The following is a 21,384-nucleotide window of genomic DNA, read 5'->3' as shown; positions in this document are numbered from 1 at the left end:
TTATTCGTTCGTTCATCGTAGGGGATAGCTGGGAGGTGGTGGGAGTGGTGGGATATTAACTTTAAAATCTTTTTTGTTGTTTAAAAATTATTTCCTACATTTGCATCAATAACTAAAAGAAACTTATATGAGAGATTTATCAAAAATGACTAATATTGAGGACTTGCGGATAGTATGCAAACGCAATGTTCCTAAAATGTTTTATGAATATGTAGATACCGGTTCATGGACAGAAGCTACTTATCGCCAGAATGTTACTGACTTTAACGATATTAAATTCAAACAACGTGTATTGGTGGATATGGATAACCGTAGCCTTGAAACTACCCTTTTGGGACAAAAGGTGAAGTTTCCTGCTATGACAGCCCCTGTGGGTTTTATGGGGATGATGTGGGCAGATGGTGAAATACATATGGCTCGTGCTGCCCAGAAGTTTGGTATTCCATTTACACTTTCGACAATGTCTATCTGCTCTATTGAGGACTTGGTAGAGGCGGGTGTGGAACCTTTTTGGTTTCAGTTATATGTGATGCGTGATCGTGAGTTTATGCGTGACTTGATAAGGAGGGCTAAAGAAGCTAAATGTTCGGCCTTAATGATTACTGTGGACTTACAGGTGTTGGGTAACAGGCATAGAGATATTAAGAATGGTCTTTCTACTCCGCCTAAATTCACGATTCCGAACCTTATTAACTTATCGACAAAAATTCCTTGGGGCTTGCGGTATGTATTAGGTAACCGCAGGTGGACATTCCGCAATATTGCAGGACATGCTAAGAATGTATCGGATTTATCATCTTTATCATCATGGACAAAAGAACAGTTTGACCCTAGCCTTAGCTGGAAAGATATAGCTGATATTAAAGAACTATGGGGAGGACCTATCATCTTAAAAGGTATTATGACCCCTGAAGATGCAATGGAGGCAGTGAAATATGGGGCAGATGCTATTATTGTTTCTAATCATGGAGGACGACAAATGGATGATACTATTTCTACTATCAAAGCTTTGCCCGATATTGTGAGTGCTGTAGGTAGCCAAACTGAAGTGTGGATAGATTCTGGATTCTATACAGGACAGAATATGCTGAAAGCATGGGCATTGGGGGCTCGTGGTATAATGTTAGGACGCGCTCCTGTATATGGTTTGGGAGCTTATGGTGAAGATGGAGTGACTCGTGCCTTACAGATATTATATGACGAAATGGATACAACTATGGCTTTCTCTGGACATAGAAACCTGCAAGATGTAGATAGGAGTATTTTGTATTAGATAAAATTACCTAACACAAATAATTATACCTAAACATTTCAAGTAAAATGAAACTTTGTTAATGGTAGTTTTGAAAGAAAATAATAAGTTGTATTTATTTACTAAACTTTAAGATCTGAGATTTAATTAGTACAACTTATTGTGCTTAAATTAAAGAAGAAGGACTTATTATATATGATACAACATATATAGAGAATAAAAAAGGTGCCCTGAAATTCATCAGGGCACCTTTTTCAATTAATAATTAGCAAATCTTAATTTACTTCAATTTCATCAATAAATAAGAAACCTGGTTTGCCGGCTGCATCTTTGTGGAAAGCAGGTATTTTATTTACTTCACTTATTTTTACCTTTAAGTAGGTAACTTCTTTTTCTGAAAATGAAAGGCTGTAGGTTTTAATTCCTTTGAAAGACTCTTTAAGCATTTTATAATTTTCTTTTGCAAGAGTTTCATAGGTTTTACCATCTTTTGAGCCTAATACTTCAAATTGAGTAGGAGGATAAACCCAACTACCTGTATCAATAAGAGCATTAAATTTTACTTCTTTTACAGGAGTATTATTGTTTAGAGTAATTACTACTTCACAAGGAGCTTGACTAAAGCCTAACCATTCACCTGACCCAAAATTAGTACCTCCTTTTCTGCCATCAACTAAAGTAATAGCTCCGTCAAAAGTATAATTTTGAGTAGGCTTGCTAAGAAACTCGATAGGACATACTGTGGCTTTATTAAAAGAGAACTGACGTACAAAAGAACTTTCACCTTCTGATCCGAATACTTTAGCTTTGAGATCAGTAGTTTGGTTAAATCTTAAAGGTTCTTTATATACATTAGAGTTTTTAGTAGGTTCAACTCCATCAGTAGTATAATAAATAGGTGTATCTTGTAAGCAAGAAAGGGTTACTTGTATATTGCCTACCTCTGGCTTTACTTCACCACGAAGGTTAAAGATATGTTTTGCATAATTATAACCTTCTAACTGATAGATTTTGATAAGTCGCAATAGTTTTTGTAAAAACTGGGGATAATCTTTAGTATGACCTGGTGCCAACCATTGCACTTCAGACAAAGCTGCGTAACGAGGCAGAGCCATATATTGAACATGTTTGAAGGTTTTCATATACTCTGTCCAGATATTAGCTTGTACTCCTAAGATATGTTTATTTTGTTCAGGAGTAAGTGCATCAGGATAAGGGTTAAATGAGTAAACACGTTCTACAGGTACATAGCCTCCTATAGCAAGAGGTTCTTCTTTTACGTTATCGCTTTGGTAAAAATCAAAATAGCAATAAGCCATAGGAGTCATAATAGCATCGTGACCTGACTTAGCAGCCTCAATAGCTCCTTTGATACCTCTCCAAGACATTACTGTGGCATTAGGAGCTAAGCCTCCTTCAAGGATTTCGTCCCAACCAATCATTTTTCTTCCTTTTGCAGCTAACACATTTTCAGCAAAAGTAATTACATGACTTTGAAGATATTCTTCGGCTGAGTGTTTTTCATCACCTTTAATACCGAGTTCTTTAATTTTAGCTTGACATTTAGGGCATTTTTTCCAACTTACTTTTGGACATTCATCACCGCCAATATGAATATAGTCTGAAGGGAATAGTTCGGTTACTTCTTCTAATATATTCTTAATAAAGTCATAAGTTTCTGGATTACCAGCACAAAGAACTTCTTCAGCAATACCCCAAGTTTCACGTACTTTATAAGGGCCTCCTGTACAACCTAAATTAGGATAAGTAGCTAATACAGCTACCATGTGACCAGGAAGGTCAATTTCAGGAATAATGGTAATATTACGATCTGCAGCATATTTTACAAGCTCTTTAATTTGCTCTTGAGTATAAAAACCACCATGAGGTTTGCCATCAAAAGTATCCCATTGTTTATTTACCATAGTTTGGCTGCGATTAGAGCCTATAACAGTAAGTTGAGGGTATTTTTTTGACTCCAAACGCCAACCTTGGTCATCAGTAAGGTGCCAATGGAATTTATTCATATTATGCAAAGCAAGCATATCAATGAATATACGCACTGAGTCGGCAGAGAAGAAGTGGCGTGAGCTGTCCAAGTGTCCGCCACGATAAGCAAAATACGGATAATCATTGACTTGAACAGAAGGGAAGAGTACTTTTTTAGTTTTCTCAGCAGGGATGGCTTTTCGTAGGAACTGAATGCCATAAAAAGTACCTGCTTTAGTTGCTCCATTGATAGAAATGTTATTAGAGGTAACATTCACTTGGTAAGCCTCAGTATTGGTATGGTTATAGTTTTGTTCTAAGGCGATAGTATTAGTTTCATCACCTTGAGCTAGTGAGGTTTTTACCTCAATGCCAGTTTGCTTTTTAATGTAATCTTGTAAAAAACCAGCATAACGTTGCAAATCAGCATTAGCTTTTGGGTAGGTAATTTTGGTGTTTGCAGTAAGCTCAAAAGGCTTAGAAGCATTGGTTTGAGGGTTAGTGATGGACTGAGGAGTAGGAATTACCTGATAATTAGCTGTACTAGCCCCCTCATTGGTAGTTGTTGACTTGCACGAAATCATTGTCATCAATAACAAAAGTGCGGAAGTTAATTTCATCTTCATTACATTTAATAATTTAAATTAATGGGACAAAGGTAATATTTTTTTTCAAATATTTTTGGCTAGGTGATATTTTTTTTGCACCTTTGCAAATATTTTTAGAGTGTTTTAGAGACTACGAAAAGTTAATCTATTTAAAATCAACGCTTTAAACTAAGAGAAATATTTTAGACTTTTATTTATATACATAAAAACAAATGAAAAAATTTGATAAGGAAGTGTACCTTAAGTGGTACGAGGACATGCTTTTTTGGAGGAAGTTTGAAGATAAACTTGCCGCTGTTTACATTCAGCAAAAAGTAAGAGGTTTCTTACACTTGTACAACGGACAAGAAGCAGTAGCTGCTGGCTGCTTGCATGCTATGGACTTGAGCAAGGATAAAATTATTACCTCTTACCGATGCCACGTACACCCTATAGGTTTGGGTGTAGATCCTAAGCGTATTATGGCTGAGCTTTATGGTAAAGCTACAGGTACTTCACATGGTTTGGGAGGCTCTATGCACATCTTTTCGAAAGAACATCATTTTTATGGTGGTCATGGTATTGTAGGAGGACAAATAGCTTTAGGTGCTGGGTTAGCTTTTGCTGATAAGTATTTTAACCGTGAAGCTGTTACTCTTACCTTTATGGGAGATGGTGCAGTAAGACAAGGCGCTTTTCACGAAACTTTAAATATGGCAATGCTTTGGAAATTACCAGTAGTGTTCATTGTGGAAAACAACCACTATGCTATGGGTACATCAGTTGAAAGGACTGCAAACCATGTAGATATTTGGAAATTGGGCTTAGGTTATGAAATGCCTTGCCAAGCTGTAGATGGCATGCACCCTGAGACAGTAGCTGAAGCAGTTTATGAGGCTATAGAACGTGCACGAAAAGGTGAAGGGCCTACCTTACTTGATATTCGTACTTATCGTTATCGTGGACACTCAATGTCGGACGCTCAACACTATCGCACTAAAGAAGAAGTAGAAAAACACAAAGAAAATGATCCTATTACTAATGTACTTAAAGTAATTAAGAAAAAAGGGTATGCTACTGATGCTGAACTTGATGCTATTGAAGAGCGAGTAAAAGAACATGTAGCTGAATGTGAAAGATTTGCTGAGGAATCTCCTTACCCTGAAACTCACATTATGTACGATACTGTATATGAGCAAGAAAACTATCCTTTCTTGCCCAATAGATTATAATTTGAAATAAAACATTAATTTAAACATAACAACATAAATGGCAGAAATTATTACTATGCCACGCCTCAGCGACACTATGGAAGAAGGCGTTGTAGCAAAGTGGCTTAAAAAAATAGGAGATAAAGTAAATGAAGGTGATATCTTAGCTGAGATTGAAACCGACAAAGCTACGATGGAGTTTGAATCATTTCACAAAGGTACCTTATTATACATAGGATTACAAGAAGGTGAAGGGGCCAAAGTTGACACTCTTTTAGCTATCATTGGTAAAGAAGGAGAAGATATATCAGCTCTTATAGGTGGAGGAGCTCCTGCAATTGCCTCTGCAACTACACCTGAACCAACACAATCAGCAACTACTGCTACCCCTACAGCAGCTATACCTGCTGGTGTAGAAATTGTTACTATGCCTCGCCTTAGTGATACTATGACTGAAGGTACTGTAGCTTCTTGGCTTAAAAAAGTAGGTGACTCTGTAAAGGAAGGTGATATTTTAGCTGAAATAGAAACAGATAAAGCTACTATGGAATTTGAATCGTTCTATGCTGGTACCTTGCTTTATATTGGGCTGAAAGAAGGCGAAAGTGCTTCAGTAGATTCATTACTAGCTATCATAGGTCCTGCTGGTACTGATGTAAATACTATATTAGCTGGTTTGCAAGGAGGTACTCCTGCTGCATCAGCACCTAAAGCTGAAAGCAAACCTGCTGAAACAGCAGCTTTAGCTGCTGCTCCAATAACTAATGCAAATGACCGTGTATTTGCTTCACCTTTGGCTAAGAAAATTGCTCAAGATAAAGGTATTAACCTTAATGAAGTAAAAGGAAGTGGAGAAAATGGACGTATTGTAAAGAAAGATATAGAAAACTTTACTCCAAGTACTAAAGCGGCAGCAGCTACAGCTTCAACAAGTCCTGCCATCCCAACAGTAATTCCTGTAGGCGTAGAAGCAACTGAAGAGATGAAGAATTCTCAAATGCGCAAAACTATAGCTAAACGTTTGGCAGAATCTAAATTTACTGCTCCTCATTACTATTTGGCTATAGAAATTAATATGGATAGTGCAATGGAATCACGTGCCCAAATTAATAACTTACCTGATACTAAGATATCATTCAATGATATGGTAGTAAAAGCTTGCGCTATGGCTCTTAAAAAACACCCACAAGTAAACACTTCTTGGAAAGGAGATACAACCCTTTACAACAAACATGTGAATGTAGGAGTAGCAGTTGCTATTGAAGATGGCTTGGTTGTACCTGTTATCAAATTCACTGATACACTTACCTTAACACAAATAGGTGCTTTAGTAAAAGACTTAGCAGGGAAAGCTCGTAACAAAAAACTTACTCCTGCTGAAATGGAAGGAAGTACTTTCACTGTATCTAACTTAGGAATGTTTGGTGTAGATGTATTTACTTCTATTATCAATCAGCCTAACTCAGCTATCCTTTCAGTAGGTGCTATTGTTGAAAAACCTATAGTAAAAAATGGTCAAATAGTAGTAGGTCATACTATGCAAGTTACTCTTGCTTGCGACCACCGCACTATTGATGGGGCTACAGGAGCTCAATTCCTACAAACCCTAAAAACTTACATTGAAAACCCTGTAACTATGTTGGCATAGCCTCATTATTACTAAATTACAATATTAAGCCCTAATACTAAAGTAGTATTAGGGCTTTTTTAATTATCTACTCCAATTTCACTTGAAAGTGGAATTGGAGTTCAACTGAATTAAAGGAAACTTTTTTTGTTTATTAAGTTTTTTATCGTACCTTTGCGCCCGATTTAGAAGAAGAAACATCAAAATGAATTTAATTAAACTTTCTATTAAACGTCCTAGCATCCTGATTGTGATGCTTTTGCTGCTTTTACTTGGCGGCTTTTATTCGTATAAGCTATTAAACTATGAACTTATTCCTAAGTTTGAAATTAATGTGGTAACTATCTCTACTGTATATGCAGGTGCTTCTCCCTCTGAAATAGAGAGCACAGTTACTAAAAAGATTGAGGATGCTGTATCCGCTTTGGAAAATATTAAGAAAATACAATCATATTCGTATGAAAGCCTTTCTATAGTAGTAGTACAACTTAATAATGGTGCAAATGTAGATAATACACTAAATGATGCTCAACGAAAAATTAATGCAATTAGAGCTGATTTACCAACAGATGTAAAAGAACCTTCATTAAGTAAATTCTCTCTTTCAGATTTACCTATTGTTTCTATAGGAGTTACTTCTAATCTATCATCACAAGAGTTATATGATTTAGTAGATAAAAAAATACAGCCTGAACTATCACGCGTAACTGGAGTTGCTCAAGTAAATATAATTGGAGGTCGCAAACGTGAGATCCGAGTAAGTGTAGATGCTAGAAAATTAGAAGGTTATGGAATTTCAATAGCGCAAGTACAACAAGTTATCGCTGCATCAAATATAGAAATCCCTGCTGGAAAGCTCAAAACCCGTGAAAATAATACTTCTATCCGATTGCTGGGTAAAATACAAGATATAGAACAACTACGTAACCTTACACTAGCTTCTAAAAGTGGTATTGAAATACGCCTTTCAGACGTCGCTGATGTACAAGACACTGAAGAAGAAGCTGAAAAAATAGCTCGTATCAACCAAGAAAACACACTTCTTTTACAAGTGCTAAAACAAACAGATGCTAATGCTGTATCAGTAAGCGAATTAGTTCGTAAAAAAATGGCTCAAATAGAGAAAAATTACAAAAATGAAGGAGTAAAAATGCTTTTAGCTGAGGATACTAGTGAGTTTACCTTAGCTGCTGCAAACTCAGTAATGTTTGACTTAATTTTAGCCATAGTACTCGTAGCTTTAGTGATGTTCTTCTTTCTTCACAGCTTACGCAACGCTCTTATTGTTATGGTTTCTATTCCTACTTCACTAATAGCTGCCTTTATAGGTATGTATTTCTTTGGTTTTACTCTGAACTTGATGAGTTTAGTTGCTCTCTCAATGGTAGTAGGTATTTTAGTAGATGACGCTATCGTAGTTTTAGAGAACATTCACCGCCATATGGAAATGGGTAAAAACAAAGTACGTGCTGCCTATGATGGTTCCAAAGAAATCGTACTTACTGTAATGGCTATTACCTTAGTAATTGTAGTAGTTTTTGTACCTATCTCTATAGGCGATTCTATTGTGGTAAATATCTTACGTGAATTCTGCTTAACAGTAGCTATAGCTACAATGTTATCTCTCTTAATGTCATTTACTGTAGTACCTTGGTTATACTCTCGTTTTGGCAAGTTAGAGCACGCTAATCCTAATAGTTTCTTTGGTAAAATGTCTATAGGATTTGAAAATGGCTTAAAACGTTTTACTCAGTTCTTTTCAGACCTCTTAATATGGGTATTTGCCAATAAATGGAAAACTATTATTTTAGTATTCTTCTTATTCGCAGGTTCTTGTTCCCTTATTCCTACAGGATTTATTGGAGCCGAATTTATGCCTAATATGGATAGAGGAAAATTCTTAATACAATTTGAACTGAACAAAGATGCTTCACTGGAACAAACTAACTTTATTACTCAAAAAGCTGAAAACTATCTTCGCAATCTAAAAGTAAATGATACTGATAAACCTCTTATTAAAAGTATGATTACGACGGTAGGGCAATCTACTAGTGGTATGGGAGGTTCTCTTTCTACAGCTTACAAATCAGAGATACAGCTAAAAATTATTGATAAAAAGGAACGTGAGGAATCAACCAATGTAATTGCTGCAAAACTAAAACGAGAACTAAGTCAATACTTGGTTGATGCTAAAGTTAAAACCGTGCCTGTAGGTATGATGGGTGCTGAACAAGCTCCTATTGCCTTGGTTGTTACTTCCGATAATGTAGAAGCCGCCCAAGAATATGCTGAGAAAACTGCTCAATTACTCAAAACTATCGATGGAGCAACCGAAATTAAACTTACATCAGAATCAGGTAATCCCGAAATAAACATACAACTCAACCGCGATAAAATGACAATGTTAGGACTCAATATTGCTACTGTTGGGGTTACAATGCGTACAGCTTTTAATGGTAATGATGATAGTAAATTCCGAACAGGAGATTCTGAGTATGATATTAATATCTTATTTGAAGATGGAAATCGTCAATCTATAGACGACATTGAAAATATGATGTTCCTAAACCAAACTGGACAACAAGTAAAATTATCACAGTTTGCAACTATCAGCTATGCTTCAGGCCCTACTCAATTAGAGCGTTATGACAAATCTCCTTCTGTAACGGTACAGGCTCAATCAGTAGGTAGACCTACTGGTACTATTGTATCTGAATGGAAAGATAAGATCAAAAACTTGGAAAAACCTGCTAATGTACACTTTATGTTCTCTGGTGATCAAGAAATGCAAGATGAAGGTTTTGGAACTCTATTTGTATCACTTTTTGCTGCTATTTTATTAGTATATATGGTAATGGTTGTATTGTACAACAGTTTCTCTCGTCCATTTGTGGTACTATTTTCGATCCCATTATCTTTTATAGGCGCTTTACTAGCTTTAGGTTTAGCTAATATGTCTCTTAACATATTCACCCTATTAGGTATCATTATGCTTATTGGATTAGTAGCTAAAAATGCAATTATGTTGGTAGACTTTGCTAACCACCGAAAGGAAGAAGGTGAAGATACTGTTACTGCTCTTATCCAAGCCAATCACGCCCGCTTACGACCTATCTTGATGACTACCATAGCTATGGTGGCTGGCATGATACCATTGGCTATTGCTAGTGGCGCAGGAGCCGAAATTAATAATGCTTTGGCAATTGTTATTATTGGTGGGCTTATCTCATCACTTTTCCTTACACTTATTATAGTACCTTTAGTTTACTTGATTTTTGACAATATAAGCAAGCGTTTAGGTAAGGATGTCAAGACCGATTATGAAAAGCTAATGATTGCCGATTATGAACACCATGAAATAAAAGGAGAACACGAAGTGTAAATCCACTTTCTATCTCTCATCAAAAAGGCTGTACTGATTTTACTTCAGTACAGCCTTTTTTGTATCTTCACATATCTGCGCTACTCCTACTATTTATATAAGATTATTATCCCCAAGTATCAGGACTCTTGCGCCATTGTTGTAGGGTATCTAATTCTTCCTTCTCAATCTTACCACAAAGCAAAGCCTTTTTAAGTAAGCTATCATAATCACCTGCTGTGTAAAGAGGTACTTTTTCTTCTGCAAAACGTTCGTTAGCAATATCAAAGTTATAAGAGAATAGGGCTATCATTCCCAGCACCTCAGATCCATACTCTCGCAAGGCTTTTACAGCATTTAAGCTACTCATCCCTGTACTAATAAGATCCTCCACTACTACCACTTTTTGATCAGCTGCTAAAAGCCCCTCAATCTGATTCTGCCTTCCGTGTTTCTTAGGTTCAGGACGCACATATACAAAAGGTAATTCCAATGCATTTGCTACCAACATACCTATACCAATAGCTCCAGTAGCCACTCCTGCAATAACTTGTACATCAGGATATTTTTCTTTTATACCCTTCACCAATACACTTGCAAAGTAGCTTCTAACATCTGGAAATGAGAGAATTATACGGTTATCACAATAAATCGGTGATTTCCAACCACTCGCCCAAGTAAAATAATTTTGAGAATTCAATTTTATTGCGTTAATTTGCAATAAAAATTCGGCTGTTCTTTCAGCCACTGTACTATCAAATACCATAATGTTATGTATGAAATTTTTTTAGACGATAAGTCAATTATTTTGACAAATGTACGTGAAAATATTGAGAGCAACAAATATTTTCATCTAAAAGATGTTACTCTTGATGCTATCTTGCGGGAAATCAATACTAAAGGAGTTGATAAAATTTATCTATATCACCCAAAAGAAGAAAAACTATTAAAAAAATTCAAGAAACTCATCCCCACTATCAAAGCTGGAGGAGGCATTGTTACTAACCCCGAAGGGAAACTGCTCATTATGAAACGCAGAGGTAAATGGGACTTCCCTAAAGGAAAAAAAGAAAAAGGCGAAAATATTGCAACTTGCGCCCTTCGTGAAGTTGAAGAAGAAACAGGTGTCAAAAAACTGCTTATTCAGCGCTATCGTATGACCACCTATCACATTTTCAAACGCGATCACGAATATTACCTAAAAGAAACTTTTTGGTATGATATGACTACAACTTATAAAAAGAAACTAGTCCCTCAAACCGAAGAAGATATAGAAAAAGTATATTGGAAATCTGAAACAGAAGTTCGTGAACTCATCAAAAACTCTTATATGAATATTCAGAAGTTATTCAATTGATAAATCCTCAATATATTTTCAGCTTAGGATGAACGAACGAATAACGAAGGATAAACGAACTATAAACGAAGGATAGTCAGCGAGCTGGCACAGCTGAGTATGTTGCGAAGGATAGTCAGCGAGCTAGCGCAGTTCAGTATATCTATAAAATAAGCACAATTCAATTATTGAAACACCAGCAAAAAAATATCTTATTGCTTCTAATTCAATTCTTTAAAGAAAAAAGATGTTAAAAAATATACTCATAGTAGGCTTAGGAAGTTTTGCCGGCGGTGCCCTACGTTATACTCTCTCACTCCTACTCAGCAAAGTTGGGAAAATACTCGCTTTCCCCATAGCAATTTTCATTATAAATATTTTAGGAAGCTTTATGATAGGGCTACTTTACAGCTATTTTAAACACAAAACAGCTTCCCCTACCCTACCCTTGCTACTAATTACTGGCCTCTTAGGAGGCTTCACAACTTTTTCTACCTTTTCACTGGAAACACTACAACTTTTTCAGCAAAATCAAGAACTAAAAGCCTCTTTTTACATAGTAGGAAGCATAGGTCTCAGTATTTTGGCGTGCTTTTTGGGGAGTAAAATCTATAGTTAATATATAAAGATATGAAAAAATTTTTATTAGGAATGGCTCTCGCAACTGTATTGTTGCTATGCTTTAAATATTTTATTGATAAAAAAGAAAACCAAGAACGACTGGAAGCCGAAACAGCTTTGATACAAACCCAAATAGCCAACGTAAGCAAACTCATTGTTACCGAGGGTCATTTTACCGAAATCCTCAGTTATACCGATACGAAAAAGTACTTTATGGATTTATTTTCCTTTGATAAACAAATCCTCACAGTAGTTAATGCCGATGTAACTGTAGGGTACGATCTCCACCAAGTTGATTTTGAAGTAAATGAAGAACTGAAAAAAGTCATCATTAAGCATATCCCCGAAGCCGAAATAAACATCTACCCTACAATGAAATATTACGATGTAACCCAAAGTCAGATAAACCCTTTTAGTGCTGAAGATGTACAGAAAATAGAAAAAAAAGCACGAACTATGTTAGAAAAGAAAATAGAAGGATCTCCATTAAAACGCAATGCCGAAAACCGACTCATTAGCGAGCTCTCATCTCTTATCTTCGCCACAAGGGCTGTTGGGTGGACTTTAGAGTATCACAACAATCCTATTGCAAATGAAGAAGACCTTAAAGCTATAAAAAATTAACATTATAATAATCAACAAATATGGAAAAGATTCAAATCCCCGAAAACTGGGCAGTCTATATCGGTAGAGTAGAAGATAAGCCCGCTGTGTTTCGCATCAATTTAGGTATTGGCGAAATAGACTTCCCTATAGAGGGTTATACCCAATGTGTAAGGCTAAACCTTGTCCTTAAAGCTCCCGATGAGCACGGTTTTACTACCGATGAGGAAAGAGAACGCTTCTACAACATTGAAGATATTATAATGCCTTCGCTAAAAGATACTGATTTTTTAGCAGGAGTTGTAACTTATCAAGGCAATACAACTTGGTTTTACTATACCCAAGAGGCTCCTTTATTGGCAGCCAACATCGAAAAGGCTTTCACAAATATTGCTGATTACGAACCTGAAATACGTATCGTAGATGACCCTAATTGGGAGATATATTCAGACTATCTTTACCCTAACATCTATGAACACCAAAGCATCAAAAACAGTGCGGTACGCCGCCATTGCGAAGAGTCTGGCGACCATACCGACCAACAGCGCCCTATAGAGCATTGGCTATATTTTGACACTGAAAAGGATATGAACAACGCCCTTAGCAAAGTAATAGCTTTGGGGTATAAGGTAGAAGATAGTGGCAAGGTAGAGCCCGAAGAAGGTAATACTCCTCAAGAGCCCTACTACCAACTTATCCTTTCTAAAATAAATACTGTTGATAATATTAACAGTGACACTTGGGATCTAATTGATGTCGCTCTTGACACCAATGGGCAATATGATGGGTGGGAAACAGTATTAGTAAAATAAAAACAAATAACTTAACAATAAGTAACAAATGAAATTAGAAACTTCAAAAACCTTAGTACAAAAAAGTGCAAAAAACCTTTTCGAATCATTAGACAATGTGGCAAACTTTAAACAACTAATGCCCGATAACATCAATAAGTTTGAATTGCTTACTAATAACTCCTTTGTCTTTGCTCTAAAAGGTATGCCCGAAATTTATTTAGAAAAGAAAAGTACCACCCCCTACAGTCAGTTAGTGTTAGGCGAAGCTAATGGAAAAATTCCTTTTCAGCTCACTACTAATATTACCGAAATATCTGATAATGAGAGCGAAGTACAACTAGTTTTTGAAGGTAATTTCAACCCCGTAATGGCAATGATGGTCAAAACTCCTATCAGCAAATTTATGGAAACCTTAGTAACTAAAATGCAAACATTGTAATGGCAGGAAACAGTATAGGTACCCTTTTTAAACTCACTACTTTTGGCGAGTCCCACGGCGAAGCTCTTGGAGGAGTCATTGATGGGTGCCCTCCCAATATTATTTTAGATTTTGAAGCCATACAACATGAACTAAATCGCCGCCGTCCTGGTCAGTCAGCTATTGTTACCCAACGAAAAGAAGGCGACAAGGTACATTTCCTTTCTGGCATTTTAGACGGTAAAACTACCGGCACGCCTATTGGCTTTATAATCGAGAATGAAAATCAGCATTCAGCCGATTATGACCATATTGCCCAAGTATACCGCCCCAGTCACGCCGATTATGTGTATCAGCAAAAATACGGTATTCGTGACTATCGCGGGGGCGGACGCTCATCAGCACGTGAAACTGCCAGCCGTGTTGTTGCAGGAGCTATTGCCAAACAAGTACTCAAAGGAATACAAATCAACGCTTATGTGTCAAGTGTTGGCGAGCTTTCCCTTACCAAACCCTATACCGACCTCAATTTAACCATAGCCGAAACCAATGCCGTACGCTGTCCTGACCCTATTTTAGCAGAACAAATGGAAGCCTATATTAAAGCCATTCGTAAAGAGGGCGATACAGTGGGCGGAATAGTAAGCTGTGTAGTAAAAGGGGTGCCTGTAGGTTGGGGCGAACCTGTGTTCGACAAACTTCACGCACAGCTCAGCAAAGCGATGCTCTCTATCAATGCAGTAAAAGGCTTTGAGTATGGCAGTGGCTTTGCGGGTACTACAATGCGTGGCAGTCAGCACAACGACCTTTTCAACCCCGATGGCACTACCCAAACCAACTATTCTGGAGGTATACAAGGGGGCATAAGCAATGGTATGGACATTTATTTTCGGGTAGCTTTTAAGCCCGTAGCAACCCTTATGCAACCGCAACCCGCTCTTGATAGCCAAGGCAATATTGTAGAGATGCAAGGTAAAGGCCGACACGACCCCTGCGTAGTACCCCGTGCTGTCCCCATTGTCGAGGCAATGACCGCAATGATACTATTAGACTTTTGCTTGATTAATGAGACTATAAAAACATTTTAAAGTGTATTAACTATGCTTGATATACTCAAAAATAATTGGAGTGATGCACAAATAGTAGATGTATCCTACCAGAAAGGAATCTTATTATTAGCATTAAAAGACTATCAAAATACAATACATAAGCACCTTTTTGAGAATGTCATTGCATTATCATTTGAGAATTATCTCAATGAAGATATTAGTGAAATACGTTCTTCTTTTTGGAAAGAAGAAAATGATAGCATTTGCCAAATAATCATTCTATCGGCTTGGACAAATAAAGAAATTATACGTTTTTCATTTTTTACATATTAACTATGGCAGCTGAAGCTTATGTAATATTTGAAGATACTACTTGGTATAAAAAACATAAAGAAGAAATCAGACAACAAATTTTTCTATTAGATACTTATGTGCGTCATCCAATACAAATAGGCTCCTATCTAATGAAAGAAGGCGAATATTGGCTAAAAGGTATTGAGAGTAAGCTTCCCCCAGCTGATTGGCCATATAGTGTACGTATCTTTTTAGATAAAGAGGACTATATTTTTATAGAAATCAGTGCACACCCCCCAAGTATTGAAAGAACTCTCACACAATTTTTAAATTGGATAAGAAAGCAAACCTCTATCATTTTTCAAGATGAAGATGGAGAGGAATTTGGTTATCAATAAATTAATTATGAACTCAAAAGAAATAGCAAATGGCATATTGCGTGCCGTAGGAATTATTGTTTTAGTAGTATTAGGGCTCTATACCCTTTATTTGCTACAATCTATTATCATTTATCTTATTGTATCATTAGTACTGACACTAATGGGTAAACCCCTTATTTACTTCTTCCGTAAAAAACTAAAAATAAAGAGTGAAACTCTCTGCGTGATACTTACTATGTTACTTTTTGTACTACTCAGTCTTGGAGTATTCAGTTTGTTTATTCCATTGCTCATTTCACAAGGAAAAAACCTATCAAGCCTTAACATTGATTTACTGAAAGATAATCTTGACGCTCTTATACACCAAACTCTTAGTAAGGTTGGGTTAGAAAGAGAAGATTACTCTTTTGGCGTACAAGAAATGTTAAACTTTATTGATATACCTAACTTTCTCAACTCCTTTATTTCCTTTATCAGTAGTTTTGGAGCAGGGTTCTTTTCTGTACTCTTCATTACTTTCTTTTTTATGAAAGATGGCGACAGAATACTTATCTCTTTACTTTCTATTTTTTCACCTAAACGTAAACGCAAATTAAAAACCTCTATTTTTAAAATAAATGATCTTTTATCTCGCTATTTCGTAGGGTTAATACTACAAATTACAATACTATTTATTGTTTATACTGCTGTATTACTTATCTTTGGGGTAGAAAACGCTCTTATTATTGCACTACTCTGCGCTTTGCTTAATCTTATCCCTTATATAGGTCCAATGATTGGCTTTGTATTAATGGCACTACTTACAATGAGTAGCAACCTACAAAACGATTTTATGAGTGTGAGTCTACCTACTACTATCTATGTACTCATTGGCTTCATTGTTGGGCAATTTATTGATAACGTATTTTCACAACCTATTATTTTTTCAAATTCAGTAAAATCAACCGCTTTGGAAATTTTCCTAATTACCCTTATCAGTGGCACACTTTTTGGCATTACTGGTATGGTAGTAGCTATTCCTGCTTATACCGTTCTAAAAGTAGTACTAAAAGAGTTCTTCCCTAATAATAAAGTAGTTGGACTACTTACTAAAAATTTATAGCAATGAAACATTTTCTATTACTTACATCACTTTTTTTGTTTGCCTCACATAGTTACGCTCAAAAACAAATAGTCGATGCAAAAAAAGTAGAACAGCTTACAATGCAACAAGATCCTAATGATCCTTGTCGTTATGTGAAAGGTTATATTGTAAATAAGGACTATATCATCTATCAAAATTGTAACCAGCGTATTATTCTACCTGCCGATACAGCTACCTTCGAGCTGCAAAATGAAGACTTTGCTTTAGATAAAAATGGGGTATATTATCAGGGAAAGTTCTTTTCGGTAGATACTACTGGTTTCAAAATAATAGGCGAAAAAGAGGTTCAGAATGAGGATGAAAAGGTGATTATTTGGCGCACTAACCAAAAAGTATTCTTCGGACAAGAACCTGTAAAGGTAGCTCACCCTGCTACGTTTGAAGAGGTATTCTTTTGCTATTTCAAAGATAAAGAATTTATCTACTATTGGGACAAAAAAATAGAAGGATCCGATAGCCAATCCATTATAACATGTGGTGATGTCTCTGCTATTGCCGATAAGAATCATACTTATTACAAAGGTAAAATACTAAGCTACAAAGGTGAACCTGTTACCCTTATCAACAATGTGCTTTTCAAAACTTCACATCACGTACTAGGCTTAACTCTTGATAGTGGAGACGATACCCCTACATGGGAAGAACTTCCTAATATAGATGTTGCCTCTCTAAAAAGGCTGTCTGATAGTTATGCAATTGATAAAAATGCTGTATTCTTCAATGATAGCCAAATGTCTATCAAAAAAGAAGATTTTGCTAATCTTCGCATTTTTGAAGAACCTTATGTCTATCGCTTTATTACTGATGGTAAGGCAATCTATAAAGGGGGAAGCAAAACTAAATACCATTTGCCTACCTTTGGTATTTTCACTAATACTAGTGAGGAATTATGCTACGACAAAAATGGTGTTTATAAAGATGAAGAAAAACTTCCTTTTAAATATACTGATTCCCCTCTATTAGGTAAAAATCTTTTTTTAATAAAGAAAATAGTTGTCTATAAACAACAAGCCTATAACATAGATTATGACAGTAAAAAGTTTTATCCTCATGTAACCCCCGAAATGTTAGAAGAGTTCAAATATGGAAAAAAACAAGCTATTACTATACGTTATGGCAAACTACAACCTAAATTTAATATTCATACCTTACCTCTTCGAGAATCTTACTTGAGTACTGATGATGAATACTTATACTATTTACACGAACGACTTATCAAAAAACAAAATCTTGAACTATTAGCCATCTATAAAGGCTATGACAGCCAAGATGATGACGTAAAATACCATCTTTTTAAAAATGTAGAAGGCTATTGGTTAGCACAACTAAAAAATCGTAATAGCAAAATCTGTTTTTTAGGTACTAAACTTAACAAATTCAAATTATAATCGTTATGAAACATCTCATTTCTCTTTTGCTTCTTTATTATCTGCAAAACCTTTCAGCCCAAACGGAACCTCTAAAAGTCACTGATGCTATTAAGGTTAATAATCTAAACATAGAACAAAATTGGAATAGTGGTTGCCGATATGTAGAAGGTTATATATTGAATAAGGACTATTTGGTTTACCAAACTTGTGATACTCGTAAAGTATTAAAAGCTGATATGTCTTCTTTTCAAATACAAAGAGAAGAAAGCTTTGCTATAGATAAAAACGGAATTTACTATCAGGGTGTTTTCTTCCCTATTGATACTGCTGGCTTTAAAATCGTAGGAATAAAAGAACGCCCTAGAGGAGAAGGAGATAGTTATAAAGGAAATGAATATCTATGGAGAACTAATAAGAAAGCTTTTTTAGGTACTAAAGAAATTAACATTTCTCACCCCGCTAGCTTTGAAGCGGTAGAGTACTTCAATGGCTGTTATTTCAAAGATAAAAACTACCTTTATTACTACGATAAGAAAATCAAGGACTCTGATGCAACTTCTGTACGCACTAATAACCATTTAGAGCTTATTTCTGATAAAAATAACACTTATCACAGAGGAGTTCCCATTACCTACAAAGGAGAAGGAATACAAAATATAAATAATAATCTTTTCAAAACTTCAAAATATGTGCTATACTCTCCTTCTTTTGCAGTTGGTGGCACTATCAGGTGGATTGAGCTCAGTAATATAGATGCAAAAACACTGCATTCTCTTTCAAGAAACTATGCTATGGATAAAAATCATATATTCTATGAAAGAGGAAAAGTAACCCCTATAAAAAAACAAGATTTTAACAATATACGTATTTTTGACCAAGTTAATAGTTGTTATATCTCCGATGGAAAAATAGTGTATGCAGGAGAAAATTATAAAACAAACTATGATGCTCCCACTTTTGGCATGTTACCAAAATCAGATTTTAAATACGATAAAAACGGTATTTATTACAAAGGTAATGAAAAAATGCCTTTCCATTACACCGATGTTCCCGTATTAGGAAAAAATACTTTCTATAATTTCGATAAAGGCGCTTATGTAATTTACAACCAACAAGCATTTTATCCTTTTGGAAATAATGACTACTACCCTAATTTAAATGAACAACAAATAAATGACCTTAAGGAAGGAAATATACATTTAGCACTTACTTCTAATAACAAATCTGCTAAAATACAAGAGGTTTTTGAATACAATTTGTACAAAGCAAACAATACCATATATATAGGCAAAGTAGCTCAAAATGTAGATGTTGCTACTTTTCAAAATATAGGAAACTATTCTTTTTACAAAGATAAAAATAATGTGTATTACTATGACAGATGGGGAGATGATCCCAAATTACTTGTTATAACTGGTTATGATACTGCTACTTTAGCAGCTACTACCAATGGTTTCTTTGCCGATAAGAATTTTTGGTATTATCGTACTATAAAACTTTTTAAAAATGAATCTGTAGAGCTTTTAGCTATTTATTCAGGTTACCGAAAAGGTTGTGGGTTTGATAAAAATCCAAGTACAAATTACTACTTATTTAAAAATAGTGAAGGTTATTGGCTTACCGAATTAGGAGGTGAAAATACTATTCAATTCTTAGGTTCTAAACTCAATAATTTCAATCTATAATTCCTTATGAAAAATTTTCCATTTTATCTATTCCTTTCCTGCTTTCAGTTTATTGCTGCCCAAACAGAATCCTTAAAAATTACCAATGCTACCAAGGTAGATAGCCTAACTGTAAAAAAGAATTGGAACGTACGTTACAAGTATGTAGAAGGCTTTATTTTTAACAAAGATTATGTTATATTCCAAAACTCTGATAGTCTTTTTGTACTCCACCCCGATATGCTGACTTTTAAAGTAAAAGACTATGATTATGGTATGGCTATTGATAAAAATGGAATTTATTACCAAAATAACTTTTTTCCTATAGATACTAATGGTTTTAAGATTATAGGTTCAGACCTAATAATTGATAAAAAAAAGGAAATAGTACCTATTTGGCGTACTTCCCAAAAGGCTTATATTGGAAACAAAGACATTGCTATTAGCAGCCCTGCTACTTTTGAAAATATCTATTATGATTATTTAAAAGACGAACATCACCTATACTACATTAATAATGGAAAAGTGAGGATAGTACAAGGTGCCGACGTTGCTTCTATTCGTAAAGACTTAGCTACTGAAAACTATATTTCCGACAAAAACGGCACCTTTTACCAATCTCAACCACTTATGTACAAAGGAGAAAGGGTACAACAAATTACCAAAAACATACTAAAAACCTCCCAACACGTATTATACTATGATAAAGAACTTATTGAATTACCTAACTACTTTCATATTCCTACTCTCAAAGCTCTAAATGAGTCATATCTCATCGACCAAAACCATGTTTATTATATCGATTACTACTCCTACAAAACAGAGGGTAAAGACTTTAGACTACCTATCGCTACTAAAAATTTAAATAAAATAAGAGTTTTCAATAATTTCGTTACCGATGGTACTATGGTATACCGCGATAGTACCCCCAAACCTCAATACGATGCTGCAACTTTTGCTGAGCTTCAGGATGCTTATTACTATCAATATGACAAAAATGGAGTCTATAATTGGGATAAAAAGTTATCTTTCTTCTATACTGAAGCTCCTATTTATGGCAAAAACTTATTTAAAGACAAGGCTGGTGGAATACTCTATAAAAATCAAATATATAATAGCTCAACCGAAGAGGTTTTTATGAACCTTACCTCTAAGGAAGTACAACTCGTAAAAGAAGGAAAAGTCACTGTTTATGATTTTGTTCATATAAAGAGAAAACGCATTCTAAAACAAAAATATTTTGATAGTGAGTTATACAAAGCTAATAACCTAATTTATGTAGGTGAAACACCTCAAAAGGGGGTAGATGCTGCTACTTTTCAAAAAATATGGCACAATATTTATAAAGATAAAAATAAAGGCTATTATTATGATGAAAGCAATGAGTATGATCCTAAACTCATCCCTATTGACGGGTATGATATAACAACCCTTAGCCTTCTAACAGCTGATCTTTTAGCTGATAAGAATTATATCTATTTTCAAAAATATAGACTTATCAAAAATGATAAGGTTGAAATACTCGCTATATACCCAGGCTATCGAATGGGGTGTAGTCAAGATTTTAAACCTAATACCAATTATTATCTTTTAAAAAATACCGAAGGTTATTGGCTTACAGAAATTGGTAATGGAGCTAAAATCCGATTCTTAGGTACCTACCTAAATAATTTTAAAATATAAT

The 21,384-nt window shown here is 35.2% G+C and carries 18 protein-coding genes; 16 read left to right on the top strand and 2 right to left on the bottom strand.

The annotated features are described in order from the left end of the window. Positions 1-127: 127 nt before the first annotated feature. Entirely contained in the window at positions 128-1,273 is a 1,146-nt protein-coding gene (locus C4H12_RS02730) for an alpha-hydroxy acid oxidase (RefSeq protein WP_106097562.1), read from the top strand. A gap of 254 nt (positions 1,274-1,527) precedes the next feature. On the opposite strand, the gene C4H12_RS02725 is transcribed toward C4H12_RS02730, so the two are convergent. Then, complete coding sequence (locus tag C4H12_RS02725; RefSeq protein WP_106097561.1) at positions 1,528-3,867, bottom strand: beta-N-acetylhexosaminidase; 2,340 nt, start codon at positions 3,865-3,867, stop codon at positions 1,528-1,530. Between the two features lie 194 nt (positions 3,868-4,061). Here C4H12_RS02725 and pdhA point away from each other — a divergent pair, with 194 nt between their 5' ends. From pdhA to C4H12_RS02710, 3 genes are all read left to right on the top strand, one after another. Continuing rightward, a complete protein-coding gene (gene pdhA, locus C4H12_RS02720; RefSeq protein WP_106097560.1) occupies positions 4,062-5,060 on the top strand; it encodes a pyruvate dehydrogenase (acetyl-transferring) E1 component subunit alpha in 999 nt (332 codons plus the stop codon). 37 nt (positions 5,061-5,097) lie between these two features. Continuing rightward, entirely contained in the window at positions 5,098-6,687 is a 1,590-nt protein-coding gene (locus tag C4H12_RS02715; protein WP_106097559.1) for a pyruvate dehydrogenase complex dihydrolipoamide acetyltransferase, read from the top strand. Positions 6,688-6,871: 184 nt separating this feature from the next. Continuing rightward, positions 6,872-10,048, top strand: coding sequence for an efflux RND transporter permease subunit (locus tag C4H12_RS02710; protein WP_106097558.1), 3,177 nt, complete (start codon positions 6,872-6,874; stop codon positions 10,046-10,048). A gap of 106 nt (positions 10,049-10,154) precedes the next feature. On the opposite strand, the gene pyrE is transcribed toward C4H12_RS02710, so the two are convergent. Continuing rightward, positions 10,155-10,793, bottom strand: a complete 639-nt coding sequence (gene pyrE, locus C4H12_RS02705) for an orotate phosphoribosyltransferase (protein WP_106097557.1) — start codon at positions 10,791-10,793, stop codon at positions 10,155-10,157. A 6-nt stretch (positions 10,794-10,799) separates the two neighbouring features. On the opposite strand from pyrE, the gene C4H12_RS02700 reads away from it, so the two are divergent. The 12 genes from C4H12_RS02700 to C4H12_RS02645 all read left to right on the top strand — a co-directional run bounded on the left by C4H12_RS02700 (position 10,800) and on the right by C4H12_RS02645 (position 21,383). Further along, positions 10,800-11,384, top strand: a complete 585-nt coding sequence (locus C4H12_RS02700; RefSeq protein WP_106097556.1) for an NUDIX hydrolase — start codon at positions 10,800-10,802, stop codon at positions 11,382-11,384. Between the two features lie 226 nt (positions 11,385-11,610). Continuing rightward, positions 11,611-11,982 carry a fluoride efflux transporter CrcB gene (crcB, locus tag C4H12_RS02695; protein WP_106097555.1) on the top strand — a complete coding sequence of 124 codons (372 nt, stop codon included), beginning with the start codon at positions 11,611-11,613 and terminating at the stop codon, positions 11,980-11,982. Between the two features lie 11 nt (positions 11,983-11,993). After that, on the top strand, positions 11,994-12,608 hold the full coding sequence (locus tag C4H12_RS02690; protein WP_106097554.1) for a DUF4230 domain-containing protein: 615 nt from the start codon (positions 11,994-11,996) through the stop codon (positions 12,606-12,608). A gap of 20 nt (positions 12,609-12,628) precedes the next feature. Continuing rightward, positions 12,629-13,399, top strand: a complete 771-nt coding sequence (locus C4H12_RS02685; protein WP_106097553.1) for a DUF695 domain-containing protein — start codon at positions 12,629-12,631, stop codon at positions 13,397-13,399. 28 nt (positions 13,400-13,427) lie between these two features. Further along, positions 13,428-13,820: an orotate phosphoribosyltransferase gene (locus tag C4H12_RS02680; RefSeq protein ID WP_106097552.1), complete on the top strand. Its 393-nt coding sequence runs from the start codon at positions 13,428-13,430 to the stop codon at positions 13,818-13,820. After that, positions 13,820-14,887 carry a chorismate synthase gene (gene aroC, locus C4H12_RS02675; protein WP_106097551.1) on the top strand — a complete coding sequence of 356 codons (1,068 nt, stop codon included), beginning with the start codon at positions 13,820-13,822 and terminating at the stop codon, positions 14,885-14,887. The genes C4H12_RS02680 and aroC overlap by 1 nt, the downstream gene beginning before the upstream one ends. A gap of 12 nt (positions 14,888-14,899) precedes the next feature. Next, a complete protein-coding gene (locus tag C4H12_RS02670) occupies positions 14,900-15,181 on the top strand; it encodes a hypothetical protein (protein ID WP_106097550.1) in 282 nt (93 codons plus the stop codon). Between the two features lie 2 nt (positions 15,182-15,183). Beyond that, positions 15,184-15,540 carry a hypothetical protein gene (locus C4H12_RS02665; protein WP_106097549.1) on the top strand — a complete coding sequence of 119 codons (357 nt, stop codon included), beginning with the start codon at positions 15,184-15,186 and terminating at the stop codon, positions 15,538-15,540. Positions 15,541-15,547: 7 nt separating this feature from the next. After that, a complete protein-coding gene (locus tag C4H12_RS02660) occupies positions 15,548-16,624 on the top strand; it encodes an AI-2E family transporter (protein ID WP_106099404.1) in 1,077 nt (358 codons plus the stop codon). A gap of 2 nt (positions 16,625-16,626) precedes the next feature. Beyond that, on the top strand, positions 16,627-18,054 hold the full coding sequence (locus C4H12_RS02655) for a DKNYY domain-containing protein (RefSeq protein ID WP_106097548.1): 1,428 nt from the start codon (positions 16,627-16,629) through the stop codon (positions 18,052-18,054). Between the two features lie 5 nt (positions 18,055-18,059). Continuing rightward, complete coding sequence (locus tag C4H12_RS02650; RefSeq protein ID WP_106097547.1) at positions 18,060-19,721, top strand: DKNYY domain-containing protein; 1,662 nt, start codon at positions 18,060-18,062, stop codon at positions 19,719-19,721. 6 nt (positions 19,722-19,727) lie between these two features. Further along, positions 19,728-21,383, top strand: a complete 1,656-nt coding sequence (locus C4H12_RS02645) for a DKNYY domain-containing protein (RefSeq protein WP_106097546.1) — start codon at positions 19,728-19,730, stop codon at positions 21,381-21,383. Position 21,384: the final 1 nt, after the last annotated feature.

Origin of the sequence: Capnocytophaga sp. oral taxon 878 (assembly GCF_002999135.1) — a bacterium.
Classification (GTDB): domain Bacteria; phylum Bacteroidota; class Bacteroidia; order Flavobacteriales; family Flavobacteriaceae; genus Capnocytophaga.
Note: the sequence above shows the minus strand (reverse complement) of the source record. Positions and strands in the feature narration are given on the sequence as shown.